The sequence below is a fragment of the Leptospira interrogans genome (assembly GCF_900156205.1).
Lineage (GTDB): Bacteria > Spirochaetota > Leptospiria > Leptospirales > Leptospiraceae > Leptospira > Leptospira interrogans.
The window spans coordinates 1-18850 of the sequence record NZ_FTNA01000033.1 but is presented as its reverse complement, the minus strand read 5'-3'; the positions used below and the strand labels follow the sequence as shown (position 1 = coordinate 18850).

The window sequence follows — 18850 nt, the reverse complement described above, 5'->3', positions numbered from 1 at the left end:
TAGAATTTTCGAATAGATATAATAATAAATAGAATCACCCAAATCAAGCTCAGTTTTAACAAAAAAAGTCAATAAACAATAATTTCTATAAGAGAGTTATTGAAAATTAATTTTTTATCCGTTTTCGTTAATTAAAAATGGGTAATTGAAGCAGTTTTACAAATCTCCTCTACGCAATTCTTTCAACAATTCTAATACAATCAATCAAACTCAGTTTCAAAAAAATACCAACAATATAGAGGTTATTTATTCATAACTATATAATAAAGTGCCTAATATTTTGTATGAAACCAGCGTTTTGTGATAAAATTAACGGTACCCAATTTTATAGAAATCAGTAAAAATAAATTTTCTTTCGTTTTTTTTATTACAACAACTAAATAAAGTCGTTTTGTAGATGTGAATTTTTTCAACAATTCTAATACTGATATTTTATAAATTATACCTAAACTTTAACAAGTATAAACGAAAATACTTTATAAATTTATAATATTTTATTTTTATAGAAATATTATAAAATGATTTTAGTCAATTTCTCTTGAAGTTGAAAAAAATTCTTAAGTTGAAAACGTCCGAGAAGAACTCTCTAAATAAGATTTTAAATGGCTCGTTTCTTTTGTAAAAAATAATGGAATCGGATAATTTGTTTTAGAAGGAATCAAAACAATTCCCTCATCAAAAAAAAGAATTTTTTCAATTTCGGAAAATGAATATTTATAACTGCTATTTAGGGCTTCAAAATAAAAAGAATCTCTACCCTCGTTCAACTTACCAGGACCAATTCGTTTTAAACCTTTCCATTTATCCGGAGTTAAATTTTCTTTTTTATCTGCAAGTTTTTCAAACGGAAGTTCTCGGTTTTGATCTAAATATAAAATCCCTTCGATTTCAAAACGAACTTCTCTAATTTCTTCTTCTTGAAATTTTTGTTCCGTTTTCTGAGGAGTGGGTTCTTCTAAAACTTCGATTCCGGAATGAGAAGATTTTTCTTCGGTTATTTCTTCGTAAAAAGATTCAGACGGAGAAGATTCTAAAACTTGATTCTTTTTTGGAATCCTTCTTCCTTCCACAAATAGATTTTCTAAATGTTTTTGTTTTTCGATCTGTTCCCAACTAGGAGTTTTTTTAGAAGCAGCCAAAATCTCCGCGCCTCTACGTAAGTTTGGTCCAGACTCGTTCTGATAATTTCCCTTTCTGACATTGGACTTAAAGCCCAATCTCTCTCGATCCGTACTCGGATTTAAAGAAACATAGATAAAACAAAGAAGTCCGACTAAAACGAGTGTGATCGCGATCAAGAGCATCATTTTATGTATCTGTCAATCGGACCGGTTTCTGAAGCGTTTTTCTCACTTTTCTCCTTTACAGAAATATTCCTTCACAGACCCTTTCAGTTTATTGATACAATCATGGAATTAGAAAACGTTTCACTCAAAGACAAAATCATTCGCGCTGTAGTCGGTTTTTTTCTTTTTATACTTGTAGGTGGTTTGATCGTCACCTTTCTACCCGGAGACGCCGAAAAGAGCTTTTTTGACGTAATTTCCGGTAAATCCAATGTAAACGCCGGTAAAATCGGGGACTATTCAATCCCAATGGATTATTACCAAGCCGCCAAAAGAGAATGTTATTTCCAATATAGAAACATAGCCCCTTCTCTTGCGGAAGATCCTTCTACTCTTCAATCCTGTGCATTTCAAACGATTCGCAGTTTAGTAGTAACAGAACAAATTGCAAAAGCGACTGGATTCTCCGCTTCCGAAACTGGAATTCGAGAGGAACTTTCCGATGAAGCTCGTAGAATTTATAGAGAATCCGTAAATGGAGCCGGATATTCGGACGACGAAGTACGTAAACCGGAAGTCATTTATAAACAAATTTTAAATTCAGCCCCGATGCAGTATAGAATCGATCGTAAAAACGCGAGTATTATCTACGACACCCTTCTCAACTCCGATTTAAAAAAGACAGACGGAGAAATTGCAGTTCAAAAGGAATCTACTTCTGCCAGATTCCGACTTAGAATCGTGTCTTATACAGACGATCAACTTTCTAAACTCGCAGAAAAAGAAGCTCCTATTTCCGAAGAAATTTTGCGAGCCAAATACGAAAACGAAAAGAAAGAAGGGAAACTACCTAAAAACACAGACGGAAAAGAAATTTCTTTTGAAGAAAGAAAAAATTTCCTCAAGAGTAAACTACTTCTCGAAATACGTTCTAAGTCCCAAGAAGAATGGAAAGGTAAACTCAAAACCATCCAACAAGAACCAGACGGACTTTCTAAAATTGCTTCTTTGTTAGGCGCCAATATTCAAGAATTGAAAGATCAATCCCTTTTAGATTTATGGGAATTAAAATCGGGAAATCAAAATATCCGACTTGGAAGTAATACTCAATTCCTTAAAGATTTGACAACCGTTGCCTTTGGTTCTAAAAAAGTCGGTGGTCCTTACAAAGAATCTGAAAAAAATGTTTTTGTAGAATTTGCTTCGTTGGAAATCGATTCGTCTAAGATCAATAATTCCCAAGGACCCGATTTGAGAGACAATCCAAACCTAATGAATGGGTTTGTTATGGAGATCAATCAGGCACTTCAGGAAAAATACCCGATTGAACGAAGGATCGGTCAAAAGGTAGAAGAATAATGCAAATCCGGGCAGAATTGGTAAACCCATTTTTAGAAGCGGCTACGATCGTTTTTAGAGACGTTCTTAAAACCGATTTGATCCGTGGCAAGATAGGAATCAAAGATAACCCGGAAACGAATCTGGAACTTTCCATTGTAATCGGAGTAATCGGGACGTTCAACGGAGAAGTGGTCTACGGTCTCAATTACGACGCTGCTTATAAGATCGCCGGAGTTTTGATGCCTGGAATGAGCGAACAGGAAATCAAAAACGAATATAAAGATATCTTAGGTGAAATTGCAAATATGACCACCGGAAATGCTATGAATATTTTTGCAAGTTCCGGTCAATCGATAGAAATCACCGCACCAAATATTGTAGATTCTAAAAGTGAAACTTTGAAAATTCCTAGAAAACCTTCTTTAGGAATCAGTTTATTTTCCAAATTTGGAAAATTAGACGTAAACGTTTCTCTTACATAAGACGCGCGATCAACGGTCCGTAAAACGAAGAGCCCATTGAATTAAGAAAATGTTTTCTGAATTCAAACGCGCAAACTCAAGCAAGCAGTCGACGCGTAGCGTGTAAACCCTTTGGGTTGCTGTAAGTTTTAATCACTATTGTTCCAGGTTTAAATTACCATTTGATCTTTTTTGAGATGCACCCTACATTGTCTTGTACTTCAAAACTTAGAACAATCTTGTAACTAACTTTCTTTATGAAAAGCAAGATTAAATTTCGAAATATGTATTAAGATTTTTATAATTGGCTCGAAGTGTTATATAAAGAAATTCAGATATACTATTTAGACGTTTACTGAAATAAATTTTAATCCTAATGTTTATCAGATTAGAACAAGTTTGATATAAAAGAAACTAGTAAGAAATAGAATTTCTTTTTTTTAAACCCAAGAAGGCCTTTTTTATGCTGCAGAATTTTTTGAAAATAAATGGAATACTTTTTATCCTAATAATTAGCTTAGGAATCTTTCTATTAGAATGTTTTAAAACCGAACAAAGATCGTTAGAAGTTTCAATCGCAATTCCAGGAAACGATAAAGAAAAAAGTCTAATTATCAACGAATCGAGCGATAAAATCTCATTTCATGTTTTAGTAAAAAACGTTTCCAATAAAGAAATTCGTATTTGGAAGGACTGGAATAGTTGGGGTTATGATAATATATCTTTTCAAATACAAACCGATCAAGAAAGTATAAGTATATACAAAGAAGGAAAGGCGTGGGATAAAAACTTTCCAGACTTTTGGAGCGTCAAACCGAACGAATTCGTAATACTAAACGTAAACTTTGACGTAAAAACTTGGCCAAAACTCAGGGAATTAAAATTTAAAAACGATAAAGTTAAAATCAAATGTGTATATGAAATTAAAGAAGATCCTTATAGTAAAGAATACAACATATGGACTGGAAAGATAGAATCTAATTTTGTTGAAGCATCGATTTATTCCAATCTTTGAATATAAATAAATACGACTTACAAATTTTACCACTCGGACGCATAAAATAATACTTATGCTAATGTGGGATCTCCTTTAAAAAATCAACAAACATGGGTTAAACGCCATTTTTTGAAAACTTTCACATCTTTGGTAAAAATCGATTGTTAATTTTTAGTACTATTTTTATACGTCTGAGTAGTAAGAGAATTTTTTAGAAATTATCAGCTTCTTTAAAATTCTAGTTCTTTTAGGATTTTATGAAAGTTTTGGAACAAGTTCTTAATAATATCTTTGTTTTAAAATTCCTTTTAATTCTTTTACAAAGGGAGAATCTTCAGAAGCATTCGGATTCAATCGGTTTAAATACGTTTTTACCCAGTTCTCTGCTTCTTCATATTTTCCTTGGTCTCTGTAAATTCTAGCAATTAAAGTTACCGCTTTTTCCAGCTGATCTTTTTTAGGATCTAATTCTGGTTTTTTATGAAGAAGTTTCATCAGTTGTAAAAGATACCTTCTTGCAGAATCCTTTCGTTCCGTAGAAGCAAGCATTTCCCCCAAAGAAAAAAGAGAAATCGATTGAAAGTTTTCGGGGGCCTCCGTTATAATTTTGAGATACTGAGTCTCCGCTTCCAAAATTTTTCCGTTACTTCTTAAAGCACGCGCAACCTCAAATATTGCCTTCCACTTTTCATCTTCTGAATCGATTTGTTCTGTAATGGTACCCGTGTCGTTTGAATTTTCCGCAGTTAATCTTGCGTCTTCCAACTTAGAAGCGTTTGCAGATTTCCCTTGTCCAGAAGATTGATTGAATTCACTTTTTGCATGACTTCTTTGGTTTTCTCTCAAACGCAAAAGTCCTTTCTTATATCCGCTTTCGGAAGGATCTTCTTTCTTTTTATCTTTTTTCTTTTTTAAACTCGTTTTTTCGGAATTCGGAAGTATTGTCTTAGTCTCAGATTTAGAAAGAGTTTCAGCGGAATGTTTTTCTAAATTAGAATTTATAGAAGAAGGATCTTGTGAAGAAGATTCCGTCGAAGAAACGTTAGTCGTCTTTTCTACATCTACTTTCATATTCTGATTGGAAGATTCTTGAGTAGAGTTTTCTTTTGGTTTTATTTCGCTCGAACTTGTAATTTCAGAAGAATTCTCTGAAGTCCAATTTTTTGTATTTTCAGAAATTTCTGGAAACGGTAAGGGCATATCTGCTAAGAGTGTATCACTCGTTAAAACCACAGACAAAAAAAATAGTAAGATCAAATCAGTCCAATTTTTCATCTAGGTTCAAAAGTATCTTTAGAATTACTTTTAGGAGGTTTCATTAAAGTAGGACGATCTTGATTGTTGGAACTGCCTCGTTCCGGAGAAATCGTTCCTGGATCATCCAAATTTCGATTTGGATTAGCGACTCTTTCTCGATCTTGTGTCGGAAGGACGTCCGATTCTGTAGGTAATTTCGGAGTCCCTACACCTTCTCTCCTTCCATCTCTCAATGGATCTTTTCCTTCGGGAATATTTGACTCAGGTAAAAGTCCGTCTTTAGGTTTTTCCCTTTCATAGCGATCAATTTCCAAATTAGAAGATGATTCTCTCGTAAATGACAAATCTGGATCGCTATAACGAATAGATCTACGTCTACGATTATAATCTCTTTCTAAATCTTCTAAAAACAAAGTCTTACGATCCAATTCCTTTGCTTGATCGTCAAACGCAGCTCCTTCTTTTCCTCTTTGAATTCCTATAAGCGCAGCCAACGCAATCCCCAACGCAGCCAATGAAACTCCAGTATATAAAAGCGTCTTCTGAACCTGAGGTGGAAGATTACGAGACAGATTATCGATCGAGGAAAATCCAGACTGAAATTTATCTTTTACATTAAGATCCATTGTTTAGGCTTCCTTTAAAAACCAAGTCCATCGTATATTTTTAGTTTCGGTCATTTTTCCAATTCTAATCACCGATAGAAAATTCTAGATTCGTTTTTTTAACCCTGATTTTATCGTCTTATCTTTTAGAGGTCAAATTTAACCTCTAAAATTAGAATCAAAATGGAGATTAAAAACGAAATTCCAGATTGTTATCTTTGTCCCAATCGACATAAATTCAAATGTATATCTTTAGATACTCTCAAAAAAATCAACTCCAGTAAAAAGTTCAGACTCTTTCGTAAAAACGAACTACTTATCCAAGAAGGAACTAAAACAAACGGATTTTATTTTATCAAATCTGGATGTGTTCGTATATTTCGAAATTCCTCCTCTGGAAAGGAACAGACCTTTTCAATCCGAAGAGCCGGAGAATGGGTAGGATTTAGGGATCTTTTAGCAGGAAAAACTTTTGTTCAAAATATAGAAGCCATAGAAAACGTTGAAGCGTGTTATATTTCCAAAGAAGTTCTGAACGAATTAATGGAAGAAGATTCAAATTTTCAAATGGAAATTCTAAAACAAATGGCAACCGAATGGAAACAGCTAGAAGACCAAACTCTTACTTTAGGAACAAAACAAGTCCACAGTAAAATCGCTGAACTTCTCATTTCTTTTAGAACAACTTCCCCGGATAAATCCGAAATAGAACTCAATCTCACAAGAGAGATTATGGCTTCTATGGTCGGAACCTCTACCGAAACTTTGGTACGTGCTCTTTCTGATTTCAAACATAGAAAATGGATTAAAATCCGCAAAAACCGGATTTGTTTTTTAAACGTAGACGCTTTGAAGGAAATTTCAGGCTTAAATCACTAATGATTCTTGTTTTACTGATTCCTATAAAATAGGATAAATTTTGATAACCCCTGTTTAAAGTTAGGTGCTCTAACGTGAATTCGACGCGAGTAAAAATTTTTTAAAAGTATGAGTTCCTACAATTTCAGAATTTGTTCGTAAAATCATCATGCAGGAGTTCCCACATTTTAGGAATCGAGATCACATTTTTTTTAGAAAAATAAACTATAATTCCTTATGTCGAACTCATATTATTTTAAGTTCTAAACAAGATCACTAATATTATAAAATTCCATCATCGATAACGAAAAATCTTTCCAAACATTCAAGTTTTTTAGATAGATTTCGATTGTAAAAAGGAACAATGATCTCTACACTGAAACCCCGAATGAGCGATTCTCTCAAGAATTTCACGGATTCTCTCTTAAAAGATCTGGAAGAAAACGAAAACGGATTTTTTAAAATCGAAAACGAAGACGGTCTTGCCTATCTTTCCGTTTTTCCCGCAGGAAAAAAAGGAAAGCCGGTAGATGCCAAAGAAATTTTAAGAAGAATTGAACTTTTTCAAATCACCGAAAGTTCCCCTATATCCATTAAAGAAATCGCAAACAAATCGGATGGACTAACTCATCTGATTGGGAAATGGCCGGGTAAACCGGAAAGTTCTAGAATAGAAATAGAAATTTCAGAAGATCGGATGAAGGCCTTTTTAATCTTTCATCCGCCAAAATACGGCGGAAAAATTCTAAACTCCGAACAAATCCAAGAATCGATCAGAGAAAGAGGAATTAAATTCGGAATTCGAAATGAAGTTTTAAATTTACTTTCCGAAGAACCTGAATACGGAAAAAAAATTCTGATCGCGGAAGGAGAATCACCGGTTCCAGGAAAAAACGGGGATATACGAGTTTTATTCATTCATCCAGCAGCTCCCAATTTAGAAGAAGATGAATACGGAAGAGTAGATTTTAAGAATATTCAAATTATTCAAAGTGTCGCAAAAGATCAAAAACTTGCAGAAAAAATTTCTCCCCTTCCAGGCAAAGAAGGAAAAAACGTTTTAGGAGAAATACTTCCATACGATTCTGGGAAAGAAGCGGAATGGAAATTAGGACTCAACGTTAGACTCTCTTCAGACGGAATTTCAGTTCATTCTTTGATCAATGGAAGACCGATCCTAGATCGTCAAGGAACGATCCGAGTCGATGAAATCTGTCATTTAGAGAATGTTGACTTTTCCACTGGAAACGTTAACTTTCCTGGAACCATCATAGTAGAAGGTTCAATTGCAGACGGTTTTACTTTAGAAACAGAAGGATCAATTATAGTCAAAAAATCAGTTGGAAAAGTTTTTCTCAAAGCTGGAGGTGACGTCGTTTTATCCGGAGGTTTTATGGGAAGAAATGGTGGCCTTATTGAATCGGGAGCTGACATTTACACACGTTTTGTAGAACAGGGAAGACTCATCGCAAAAAATACTATTTTTATAGAAGAAGCATCTATGCATTCGGAATTGGTCGCAGGAGAGTCTGTCGTGATACGAGGAGGCAGAGGGGAATTGATCGGTGGAAGTTGTGTCGCTGGTAAGTCCATCATCTGTACAAAGTTAGGCGCTATTGCCGAAACTAAAACTTCCGTATCCGTAGGAATTCGTCCGGAACTTTTGGATGACTTAGAAAAACTACGTTTAGAAATCCAAAAAAATAAAGAAATACTTAAAAAAGTAGAACAGAGTCTAATAAAACTAAATGAGGATTCTCAAAGAAGGCAACTTACGATCGAGGAAAAAGAAAGCCTCCCAAAACTTTCCGCAATTAAACAGAAATATTCAGGAATTCTAAATAACTTACTTGGACAGGAACAATCCATGATCATGGGATTTGAACCGGATAAGGATTCATATGTTGAAGTGGAACAAGAAATTTTTCCGGGTGTGGATATTTATCCAGGTAAAGGAAAAAATTTTAAAGTACGTCTAAAAGAAATTCCAGGTCCTTCTTTTGTATTTTTAGGAAATGATGGAAATCCTCAAATTACAAAGGTAAAACCGAAACGTCTGGGGATCCTGCAAGAAGAGAATTAACCAACGTTAGTAACTATCCGTTTTTTTACTTAAAACTATATAATAAAATACCTAATTTTTTAAACTAAAATATAAGTTTATAATAAAAACCTAAAGTACTTCATTTTATAGAGATTGGTAATTATTTAACGTAAAAGTTCGGTGTAAGAAATTCGTTTGAGATACTCCATTTTTAGTCCGAGTATAAAATGTAGGAACTCTCACAAATTCAGATTTTACAGTAGATTTTGAAAATGTAGGAACTACTACTTTTAAAAAATTCTCTAATTTTCTCATATCGAATTTACATTAAAAAACGGTTCAAATGACATTCAAAATGATTTTAAATCTTTTAAACCGTGTAAAAGTTTGTCTATAAAACTCACTTTTTATTAATTCTTACTTTTTTCTGAGATGATACGTTTTTTTTCTTAGATTTAATTTTTGGTTCTGGAAGTTCTTGAACCGTAATCTTAACCAAATGGCTCATCCATTCTTTATCTTCCAATCGATCTAAAATCAAAAAACTCGGTTTTGCACCCGGGTATGCTGACGCTTCTTGAACATTTCCAATCCATTTTCTACCACCTTCTGTAGGTTTTATAAAAAGGCGATTGTCACAAACAAGAGCTACAATTTTACCATTGCAATAAATTGCATATTCTCCAAACATTTTTTTAGATACAATTTGACCTGCATCTTTCACTTGATCCACGATAAAATCTACAAAACTTAAATCAGAAGCCATTTTATTTTATCAACACTATATCAATAGAATAGACTACATCTCTGGACTTGTCTCAAAATTTTATACAATACGTTATTCGTCTTTAGAAGATTGGAACAATTCTTGACAGGAAGGAATACCCCCTCCTTCCATTTCTTCGCAAGGCACTTTCAAAAGATCTTCCATACAAGTTTTCACTTTGGCGATCTGAACGTCCGTGACTTTTTCATACTCATCTGGGAGAATGTTTTGCTCTTTCTGTTCTTCCATACATTGTTCCACAGAATAAGTTGTGTTCTCGGAAGACTTTTCCGAGGCAGGTAAGGTTTCTAAATAGCGACTGGCACACTCAGCAGTTTTAGTACAAAGTCTGATGAAATAATCCTTACTGAGTTTTTGAACTTCTTCTTTAGAAATGGAAGGACCTTTTCTACAAGTAAAAATTGAAACAAAAATAAAAAACAGCATTATGATTTTAGATAAAATATTCATTTTAATTTTGTAAGAATCAGCCTATTTCCTTCCGGCAAGGATTGATCTAGATAAAAATGATCTGTAAGTTTTTTTACAAGATAAAGACCGATTCCTTCCTCCCGATAATCACTTGGTTCATATCCTCTCATTTCGGAAAGATTTTTCTGATTTCCAAAATCCCGAATTCTAATTTCTATACGATTATCAAAAAGACTAATTTCCAAAAAAATAGGTAAATTTTTTTTACCTTCGTAAGAATGTTTGATAACGTTGAGAAGACATTCTCCTACTGCGAGTTTTAGGTCTGCGGAATCACTCGCCGTAAATCCATTCTCAAATGCCAAATTATAGACCAAACTCCGAACAATGGACAAATAACGTGGATGAGAAGGAATCTGCAACCGAAACAGATTATCTAAATTTTTCTTTTTTCCAGAATCCATTTTGATTCAATTTTTATAATAAAATAAACTAATATTTTGTTATACGTCGCAAAAATTCGATCGCCGTATAGTCTATCAAAGATTACCACAAAAAGTAAGTTAAGTTCAACCAATTAACTCTTCTAAAACAAGAATTCAAAATATTTTGAAAACAATCTATCAAACATCGATCAGATAAATTTACAACGATAGATAGAAAATCTAGACATTATCAATAATCGATCTAGAATTCTAAAAACTTTTATACACCATCTATTATGTTTCTGTAAAAAAGTTTCTATTTATAAAATCCACAAGTATTTGAGTTTTTTCTAAATCTATATTAGAGTTATTGAAAGATTTCATAGTGGTGATTAACAAAACTGCTTCAATCGATCGTTTTCATAAAACAAATGGAGAATTCATTTTTCAAAAACTCTATTGATTTTCTAGAATATTAAAAATATTTTTTAAACTCTTACTATCATTCTTTTTTAAATTTAGGTTTAACTATCTATCCTCTAGGGTGAAATTTTTTATGAACTTCTCTCAGAGTTTTGTTGGCCATATGAGTATATATCTGGGTCGTAGCAATATCAATATGTCCCAACAGTTCTTGAACCGATTTTAGATCCGCGTGATTTTCCAGCAAATGAGTCGCAAAAGAGTGTCTAAGAGTATGTGGAGTTACTTTTTTTAAGATAGAAGTTCTTTTGATATAATGGTTGAGAAGTCTCCAAACAGATTTACGATTAATATAAGAACCTTTTTTAGAAACGAACAAATATTCACAGTTTCTAGATTTGAGAATAAAAGGACGACTCTGTTTCAGATAACGATTCAGAATATCCAAGGATTTTTCTCCGAAAGGAACTAGTCTTTGACGCCCTCCTTTGCCTTCAACAGTTAAGGTCATTCCCTCTAGATCCATGTCGTTTAATCTTAAATTGCAGGCCTCTGAAATTCTTAAGCCCGAAGAATAAAGTAATTCAAAAATACATTTGTCTCTAAGTTCATAAAGATTATCTTCTTTGATACTAGCAAACAATTCTTCAATTTCATCTTGAGTCAGATAATCTGGAATACTCCTCATCACTTCGGGAGTTTCTATTTTTTCAGTCGGGTTGGTATCTAACTTTTTCTCGTCCTTTAGAAACTTATAAAACTGTCTAATGGCTACCACTTCTCTTGCGATCGTTTTAGAGCTGATCTTACGATCTTTTTCCTCGTTCAAAAATCGCATAATATCGTCCGCTTGAACTTTTAAGAAATCTATATGTTCTTTTTCTAGAAAGTTCTTGAACTTGTTCAAATCGTATCCATAGGAATATATCGAATTGTCGCTAAGTCCCTTTTCTACCGAGAGATATTCTTGAAAATTTTGAAGTAGGTTGTTATGTGAAGATGTCACTGCTTTTAGTCCCGTCTGAAATGTTTAACAAGTACTAAATCCTTCGGACATTTCCCCTCAGGAGAATTAAACTTTTTTATGTTGCCTAAAGGGTTTATTGGAAAATTCTAATCGAAACCCCGGACAAATTCAGTTCCGGTTTTCTTTTTTTCTACGGATGAGAATAAAAACTTCTGTATTTATGAGACTAAATATCCGATACGTTTCCTTCTCTTTTTTTCTGTTGTTATTTTTTGTTTTCTGTTCCTCCGATGAGGAAATGATCTGGGAAGCAAGAGATTCTATTTCTAAAGGGAACACTGCAGAAGCAATGCGTCTTTACGAGATAATCCTTAAAAAAAATCCAACCCATTTAGAAGCCAATAGAACTCTTGGAATGATCCTAGCGGATAGCGGGGTTGCTCTCAATTCCGCTGCGTTCTATTTAGAACGAGCAGAATCATCTCTTCCAGGTGATTCCTCTCTTTTACTTTATCTTCTTGAAATTCATTTACAAGAAAAAGATAGGGATAAAACCAAACGAATTTTAGAAAAATTTTCTAAATCAAAAGACAAAGAAATGGAAAATTATGCGATTTTTCTTAGAGATTGTCTTTTAGATAGAAAGAAAAACCAAACCGAATTCAATCGATTTAAAACTAGTGAAATTCCCGCCTTTCTTCCACCTGCGAGAAGACTCTTTTTAAAATGTGAACTTTCACTTTACAGCGTATCTAAAAACTCGGAGCAGTTTTATTTTGATCATTCAATCATTAAACAATTCAAACTGAATCTATTTTTTTCTCAACAGAAAATTTTTTTTCTAAAACCGATCACAAAGAATTTTAAAACTTTATCCATAGAAAAAAATTATCTCCCTAAAATAACTTTAGTAAATTATAATTATATTAAATTCTTACTTTTTTCAAATCCAGACTCTTTTTTACAAAATTCTCATTTACAAAATTGTCTCTACGAACCTCACATCTCATGAGTTACTTAAAATTTTCTTCCTTTTTCGTTTTACAAAGTAGCAATATTTTATTTTTAAAACTTAGTTTTTTGTTCGTTTTTAAACCAGAAATACTTTCCTACAAATCCTTCGCCTATACTTATATTTTTATATGAATTCTTTTTCCATCGGCAAAATCGTTTTTCTTTTTATCACCTGTATTTTGTTAGTTGAATTTATCATGAGAATATTCCCTCCTACAGGTCTGATTTATAAACTCAGAGATAAACAAGTTCATTGTATCGAAGAATGGGAAATTCCGGAAATTCTACTCTGTCCTAATTCAGATACAATCCTCCCCCACCCTGCCGGATTTACTTTTAGAGTTCGAGTAGACGAACAAGGAGAAAGAATTGTCTCGGAAGAAAAAATGGTTTCAGCTAAAAAACCTGAAGTTTGGTTGATGGGGGATTCGATTGCCTATGGTTTTGGCCTCAACGATTCTGACACGATCGCTTGGAAAATGCAAAAGGTTCTTCAACAGTTTGGATTTCAAGTTCGAAATCTAGGGGTTGATTCTCTTGGCACCGGCGGGGTTCAAAGAAGAATGGAAAGAAAGCTAAATTGTAAAGAATCGAATCGGGATCATTGTATTTTACCGAAAGCAATTTTTTGGATTTATCATCCTTCAGATCTGCAAGACGTACACAGAGATTTCTACTTAAGAAATTCATTATTTGGTAGATGGTTTTTTCGCAGCTCGATTTTTTTATCCAAATATAGCTCCCTTTATAACTTTTTTAAAATCCAAAACGAAAATAGAAAACTTGAAAATCTTCGTAAAAAAGGCCCTGAAATTATTCCAGAAACTCTTTCCAATTACCCGCAAGATCATCCTTCCTTTGTTGAAATGAAAACTTTTTTTAATACATGCAAAAAATTGAATATTAATTTGACCGTAGTTTTATACCCAAACGGTTCACATTCCTTAACCCCTCTTACTTCTACGCCTTTATTAGATCAAATCGCTCAGATTGCAAAACAAAATGGTTTTTCTGTTTTGGATACAAGGCCTGATTTTATTCGAGAATTTAATCAATACAAAACAGATTTTTATCTTCCCAATGATGGTCATCCGAATTCTACCGCAGCCAAACTCATCGCTGACAGAATTTCAAAAGAAGTCATTTCAAAGTTTTGACGAGTATTCTACTCCAACTGCATTTGAAATGCTCCCAATGTATGGCTTCATTTTATGTAATGTAAGTTCTGCATAAAAATTGAGTTTTTCTATAAAAAATGTGGGAACTCATACAAATCTAGATTTTATAGATCCATTCTGGAAACTATATGCACGCAACACTGAAAAGCGCGTTGCTCCTAAACTAACGTGAGTTCGACGTAAGAAAACGAGAAAAAATTTTCTAAAAGTATGAGTTCCTACAATTTTAGAATTTGTCCGTAAAATCGTGATTTGCTGGAGCTCCCACATTTCAAAAATTGAGATCACATTTTTTTAGAAAAATGAACTATGGACTCCTTACGCGGAACTCACGTTAAACTAAAGCTACTTTCTACAAAATCCTTTTTACAAATACATAAGGAAAACACTGATAGTCTACGGTCGGTAGCTTATCAGTTTCATTATTTCCGTTAGTGATTACAGTGTGTATGGAGATAAGAAATGTAGGAACTACTACTTTTAGAAAAAAATTTTTAATCATTCATTTATTTTTTCCTTTTTCTATCTAAAAACGACCTTCCTGAATCTATCCTGGAACTGTTTCTGATATGGGCGTACTATTATTGAATTCGGATCATAAGATCCTGTCCACTTTCCAAGAAGACCAAACAAATGTTGTAACCCTTCTGATTCCGGAAGATACACTTCTACTATATCCCGAAAAAGAGAGAAAAAACCTTCCTAAAAGAATTCCACAACTTTTGAAAATATACGGCAAATACTTAAACTCAGCCAATCGTTTGGGAAAAAAAGCGGGTAAAACGATGTATCAAAATAGTCCCGGTCGAAAGAAATTGAAAAAGATCAACGTTCGAATGAATACCAAAAATTGGGTTTTGTTAGGCGTATTTTCTCAATCACATGGTGTTTCCCGTTGTTTTCTTTTTAATTATCTTTTATGGTTAGATCGAATTGGAGTTGGGGATTCTATCGTGAGTACGATAAATGAAGGAGTTCCCACATTTCAAAGAAACTACAGTTATATCCTAAACCTAGATCTACTCAACAACCAGATTTCAAGAGTTTTAAAATGTGATCCAGAAAATTATTTTAATGTTTTAAATCATCAAGACTGGTTCGACTCTTAAAACAAACTTTAAAAAAATTCCAAACAAAAAGATAGATTCAAAAAACTTAAAACTGAAAATAAAGAAAAGGTTGGCTAACAGTTACACTATAGAGAATAAAACCGACTAAAATCATCATGCCCGCCAAAGGATAAACAACCCAAGGTTTATTTTGAACTCCTTCCATCCAAACTTGTTTTTTTTCCTGTAAATAATCTGCACCGAATAAAAAAATCACAGCTAACACAACCGCAAAAGGAACTTGAATTGTTTGACCATTTTCCCAAGAGAAACTTCTTTTTACGATCGCAAAGGCAAGATCCAAACTAGAATGATAACCATATTCTGGAGATGGTTTAGCACGGAAAAAAAACATAGAGAAAGAAAAAATCAAAAACGAATATGCGTATTTAATCCATTCCGGAATTTTATCCCAAGTTTGTTTTAGGATGGAAAAAGAAAAAATAAACCTTTCTAAAACCATCACCAAAGCGTGACAAGCCCCCCAAATGATAAAGTTCCAATCCGCTCCGTGCCAGATACCACTTACAAACGTAGTGATAAACACATTAAAATAAGCACGAAAAACGCTAACTCGATTACCACCTAACGAGATATAGATGTAATCCCTAAGCCAAGAAGAAAAAGAAATATGCCACCTTCTCCAAAGTTCGGTTATAGTTTGAGATAAAAAAGGTCGCGCAAAATTTTCCGGTATAGAATATCCTAAAATTCTTCCAGTACCAATAGCAACGTCTGAATAACCCGAAAAATCGCAATAAATCTGAAAAGAAAATAAAAACGCAGCCATCATCAAGGAAATAGAATCATAGACTCCCGGATTGGAGAATATCGGATCTATTGCAATAGAAATCGGATCGGCAACAAAGGTTTTTTTATAGAGTCCCCAAGAAAGTTGTCTAATTCCAGGAAGTAAGTTTTCTTTTTTAAAAGTATAACTTTCCAAAAATTGATGAAGCATATCTTGAGCACGAATGATAGGCCCCGCTACAAGTTGCGGAAAAAAAGAAAGAAAAAGTCCAAACTGAAAAAGGTTTTTTGCCCGTGGAACGGTTCCTCGATAAACGTCCACCGCATAAGAAATCGCCTGCAAAGTAAAAAATGAAATTCCCATCGGAAGGATTGCACCCGTGGAAGAAACGTAAGAAGGTTCACAGGGTTTAGAGTTAGTAAACAAATTCCAAGCATGAATGGAAAAATCCAAATACTTAAATACGTAAAGAAGAAACAGATTTCCCCAAACCGCCACATTCAAAAACAATAATTTTATAAATTTAGAATGTACAGAATCCATCCATTTAACCGCACAATAAGTCAAAACGATCGAATAGATTAAAAGAAGAAGAAAAGGAATTTTGAATATAGCGTAGAAATACAAACTAACGGCCAAAAGCCAATATTTCTGAAATTTTGAGGGAAGTTTAAAATAGAGAAAAATTACAAGAGGAGCAAAAACAAGATATTGAACCGAATTAAAAAGCATTTTTTTCTAATTCCTTGAGTTGTTTTTCCAAAACTCGTTTTGCCCATCTGTTTCCTGATACAGTCAAATGTCCGTCTTCTGGAATAAAATAGTCCCTGATTCCGGAGAATTTTTTTTCTCCCGAAACTTCAATAACTTCTCCACACATTTCGGAAGTTTCTTTTCTTAGTTTCAGTACTGGAATTCCTTTTTTTTCAAAATAGGTCGCCGCACGAAGAGCATAGTTTTCCAAAGGGTGATACAATCCTCGGTTTCTACAAAAAATTTCCTCTATTTGAATCGGCATGAGCACAATGATGAGTCGAATTCCGTTAGATCTAGTATATTCCACCATTTCATCATAAGCTTTTCTAGTAATTTCAGGAAGAGGTTTCAAAGAATTCGAATGAGGTTCTTTTTCCTGACAGGAAAAATAATCTGGAATCGGTTCCGGACAAAACTTTTTTTTATATTCTTCTTTACTCATGATTTCCGGATTTGGAGCCTCAATTACATTCTTTTTCTTGAATGTTTCTTGTGGATTAGGATCACACTTTGTCTCTGGAGTTCTAAAAAAGGAATCTTTCATATATTTTACAGGGGTTTGTTCTACGGTTGACGCTGAAGAAAACCCAGTAGAATTCCATTCTGATTTCAAACGAAACATAGTAAAACCATATTGAACCTTTAATTGTTCAAACGCTAGTTTCAAAGCCTGAAAGGTATAAGAAGCACGAGAAAGTTCAAACTGAATCCTAAAATTTCGATTAAAGTTTGGATCTCTGCTTCGAATTTCATCAATCTCGTCATCCGATAACATTCCTTTAGCTCTAAGTTCTTCTGGAAGAGTGAAGTCGTTTCCAGAAACAAAAAATAAAACTTCTTTTAGATTTTTTAACTTAGGAGCCATGTCTTGCAACCTTCGAAGTGCACCTAACGATCCGTAGGCGTCTACGGCCAAATTTAAAGTTTGTCTGGCTCCACCCTTCAACTCAATACCGTTTAATTGATGGCAAAAAGTATCCTCGTCGGAAACACCAAAACCCATCACAAGGCTATCTCCTAAACAAGCCAATTGAGGTTTTGTAGAATCGGGTTCTTCTAAACCCCTCATCCCAAGAGAGTTGGTTCTAAATCTACCCTCCCATTTACCAGCAAAATGACGAATGAATATATCCTTGTTCGGTGCAAGGTCCACGTAATAAACCGGATTGTATCGATGGAGAAGTTTTTGATCTCTATAAAATTGAAGAGAAGGGCTTTTGAGTACGTTAAGAAGAATTTCCGTTCCGACCAAAACGAGGATGAAAAATACAAGGGCTCGTCCTGCCCAGTAGAAGAATCCTTTCATGGATAGAGGAAAGATTGAAATATAAGGCTTTCATGGCAAGCGAATTAGTTACAAATTACAGCTCTAAAAAAATCATAAATTGTAACTTTTAGATCTGGATTTGAACCTAAAAAAACGGGAAAAGAAGTAGTAGTTCCCACATTTTCAAGGAAATCAGAAAAGTATTTATTTTTCGGATATTTATTCTTTTTGGCAAATGTCTAAAAATTCAGCCGAATTCTATTTTACTCAAGAGCCACATAAAGTACCATTTAATAATTTACACTTTAATCATGTGAATTCAGAGAAAGAAAATCTGAGCGAATAAAAACTCAATGCAACAACTTCCTAAATGCCGTTTCTTAGAGAGACATTTGCTGAGTTTTCCGAGGCATCATTACAACTCGTGAATTTCATAATTAAAATGGCTCACAACCTAAAACGCGACCCATAGGAAAGCGTTTTACTGAGTTTCAAACGCGACCCATAGGAAAGCGTTTTGCTGAGTTTCAAACGCGATTCATAGAGAGTATGATTCTTGGACGTAAGACAAGTCGAAGTGTGATACTCTTGAATCGACGGAGTCAAGAAGGCCGGTGGCAAATTGATCGCTCTCGTAACTCAATAACGCTACTTCCTATGGGTCGTAGCGTTAGGGCTTTGTAAGACCCCGTTCCGTAGATGAATCCAAATCGGCCACCGCAAACCAAAGTGTGGCGACTCAACAAAGTCGACCGCGTAGGAAACTCAACATCTCGCTCTTTACGAATCGCTCGATGGGAGTGCTGGTGTTATCACCCGACTTTGTTAAGCCCTTCCGCCTCTTTCATTTTAGGAGAAAAGAAATGGAAAGTCAAGAAGTCAAGTATGTAGGAGTCGATTGTGGAAAGAAAAG

18 protein-coding genes are annotated in these 18850 nt (G+C 34.0%); 9 read left to right on the top strand and 9 right to left on the bottom strand.

Annotated features, from left to right (window positions below):
- Positions 1-557: 557 nt before the first annotated feature.
- Positions 558-1307: an LIC_11490 family protein gene (locus tag BW942_RS18260; protein ID WP_000979308.1), complete on the bottom strand. Its 750-nt coding sequence runs from the start codon at positions 1305-1307 to the stop codon at positions 558-560.
- A gap of 3 nt (positions 1308-1310) precedes the next feature.
- Between BW942_RS18260 and BW942_RS18255 the strand changes: the two genes are divergently transcribed.
- From BW942_RS18255 to BW942_RS18245, 3 genes are all read left to right on the top strand, one after another.
- Positions 1311-2645, top strand: coding sequence for a hypothetical protein (locus BW942_RS18255; RefSeq protein ID WP_000281386.1), 1335 nt, complete (start codon positions 1311-1313; stop codon positions 2643-2645).
- Positions 2645-3109: a chemotaxis protein CheX gene (locus tag BW942_RS18250; protein WP_001167022.1), complete on the top strand. Its 465-nt coding sequence runs from the start codon at positions 2645-2647 to the stop codon at positions 3107-3109. Before BW942_RS18255 ends, BW942_RS18250 begins: the two co-directional genes overlap by 1 nt.
- Positions 3110-3551: 442 nt before the next feature.
- Positions 3552-4103, top strand: coding sequence for a hypothetical protein (locus BW942_RS18245; protein ID WP_000939978.1), 552 nt, complete (start codon positions 3552-3554; stop codon positions 4101-4103).
- 261 nt (positions 4104-4364) lie between these two features.
- Here BW942_RS18245 and BW942_RS18240 read toward each other — a convergent pair whose 3' ends face one another.
- Positions 4365-5360 (bottom strand): tetratricopeptide repeat protein, encoded by a 996-nt coding sequence (locus BW942_RS18240; RefSeq protein WP_000800650.1) that lies wholly within the window; start codon positions 5358-5360, stop codon positions 4365-4367.
- The gene (locus BW942_RS18235) at positions 5357-5968 is read right to left on the bottom strand and encodes an LIC_11485 family protein (RefSeq protein ID WP_000365439.1); all 612 of its coding nucleotides are present in this window, start codon (positions 5966-5968) and stop codon (positions 5357-5359) included. The genes BW942_RS18240 and BW942_RS18235 overlap by 4 nt, the downstream gene beginning before the upstream one ends.
- A gap of 162 nt (positions 5969-6130) precedes the next feature.
- Between BW942_RS18235 and BW942_RS18230 the strand changes: the two genes are divergently transcribed.
- Together BW942_RS18230 and BW942_RS18225 are read left to right on the top strand one after the other, a co-directional pair.
- On the top strand, positions 6131-6826 hold the full coding sequence (locus tag BW942_RS18230; RefSeq protein WP_000403598.1) for a Crp/Fnr family transcriptional regulator: 696 nt from the start codon (positions 6131-6133) through the stop codon (positions 6824-6826).
- 367 nt (positions 6827-7193) lie between these two features.
- Complete coding sequence (locus BW942_RS18225) at positions 7194-8888, top strand: flagellar assembly protein A (RefSeq protein ID WP_001973629.1); 1695 nt, start codon at positions 7194-7196, stop codon at positions 8886-8888.
- A gap of 361 nt (positions 8889-9249) precedes the next feature.
- Here the strand turns inward: BW942_RS18225 and BW942_RS18220 are convergent, their stop codons facing one another.
- The 4 genes from BW942_RS18220 to xerD form a co-directional block, all read right to left on the bottom strand.
- Positions 9250-9615, bottom strand: a complete 366-nt coding sequence (locus BW942_RS18220) for a TfoX/Sxy family protein (protein ID WP_000135500.1) — start codon at positions 9613-9615, stop codon at positions 9250-9252.
- A 72-nt stretch (positions 9616-9687) separates the two neighbouring features.
- On the bottom strand, positions 9688-10086 hold the full coding sequence (locus tag BW942_RS18215; RefSeq protein WP_001024049.1) for an LA_2478/LA_2722/LA_4182 family protein: 399 nt from the start codon (positions 10084-10086) through the stop codon (positions 9688-9690).
- Complete coding sequence (locus BW942_RS18210; protein WP_000377010.1) at positions 10083-10511, bottom strand: ATP-binding protein; 429 nt, start codon at positions 10509-10511, stop codon at positions 10083-10085. The genes BW942_RS18215 and BW942_RS18210 overlap by 4 nt, the downstream gene beginning before the upstream one ends.
- Positions 10512-11004: 493 nt before the next feature.
- Positions 11005-11901 (bottom strand): site-specific tyrosine recombinase XerD, encoded by an 897-nt coding sequence (gene xerD / locus BW942_RS18205; RefSeq protein ID WP_000204200.1) that lies wholly within the window; start codon positions 11899-11901, stop codon positions 11005-11007.
- 97 nt (positions 11902-11998) lie between these two features.
- Between xerD and BW942_RS18200 the strand changes: the two genes are divergently transcribed.
- The 3 genes from BW942_RS18200 (at position 11999) to BW942_RS18190 (ending at position 15163) form a co-directional block, all read left to right on the top strand.
- Positions 11999-12874 (top strand): tetratricopeptide repeat protein, encoded by an 876-nt coding sequence (locus BW942_RS18200; RefSeq protein ID WP_000431787.1) that lies wholly within the window; start codon positions 11999-12001, stop codon positions 12872-12874.
- 130 nt (positions 12875-13004) lie between these two features.
- Complete coding sequence (locus BW942_RS18195; RefSeq protein ID WP_001084059.1) at positions 13005-14033, top strand: LA_2486 family SGNH/GDSL-type esterase; 1029 nt, start codon at positions 13005-13007, stop codon at positions 14031-14033.
- A gap of 590 nt (positions 14034-14623) precedes the next feature.
- Positions 14624-15163 (top strand): DUF1564 domain-containing protein, encoded by a 540-nt coding sequence (locus tag BW942_RS18190; RefSeq protein WP_000538585.1) that lies wholly within the window; start codon positions 14624-14626, stop codon positions 15161-15163.
- A 46-nt stretch (positions 15164-15209) separates the two neighbouring features.
- Here BW942_RS18190 and BW942_RS18185 read toward each other — a convergent pair whose 3' ends face one another.
- Positions 15210-16646, bottom strand: a complete 1437-nt coding sequence (locus BW942_RS18185; RefSeq protein WP_000898586.1) for an MBOAT family O-acyltransferase — start codon at positions 16644-16646, stop codon at positions 15210-15212.
- The gene (locus BW942_RS18180; protein ID WP_000675685.1) at positions 16636-17976 is read right to left on the bottom strand and encodes an LA_2490 family SGNH/GDSL-type esterase; all 1341 of its coding nucleotides are present in this window, start codon (positions 17974-17976) and stop codon (positions 16636-16638) included. Before BW942_RS18180 ends, BW942_RS18185 begins: the two co-directional genes overlap by 11 nt.
- A 692-nt stretch (positions 17977-18668) precedes the next feature.
- On the opposite strand from BW942_RS18180, the gene BW942_RS18175 reads away from it, so the two are divergent.
- Positions 18669-18850, top strand: a 182-nt coding sequence (locus BW942_RS18175; protein ID WP_082269856.1) for a hypothetical protein, incomplete at its 3' end; no start/stop codon positions are given.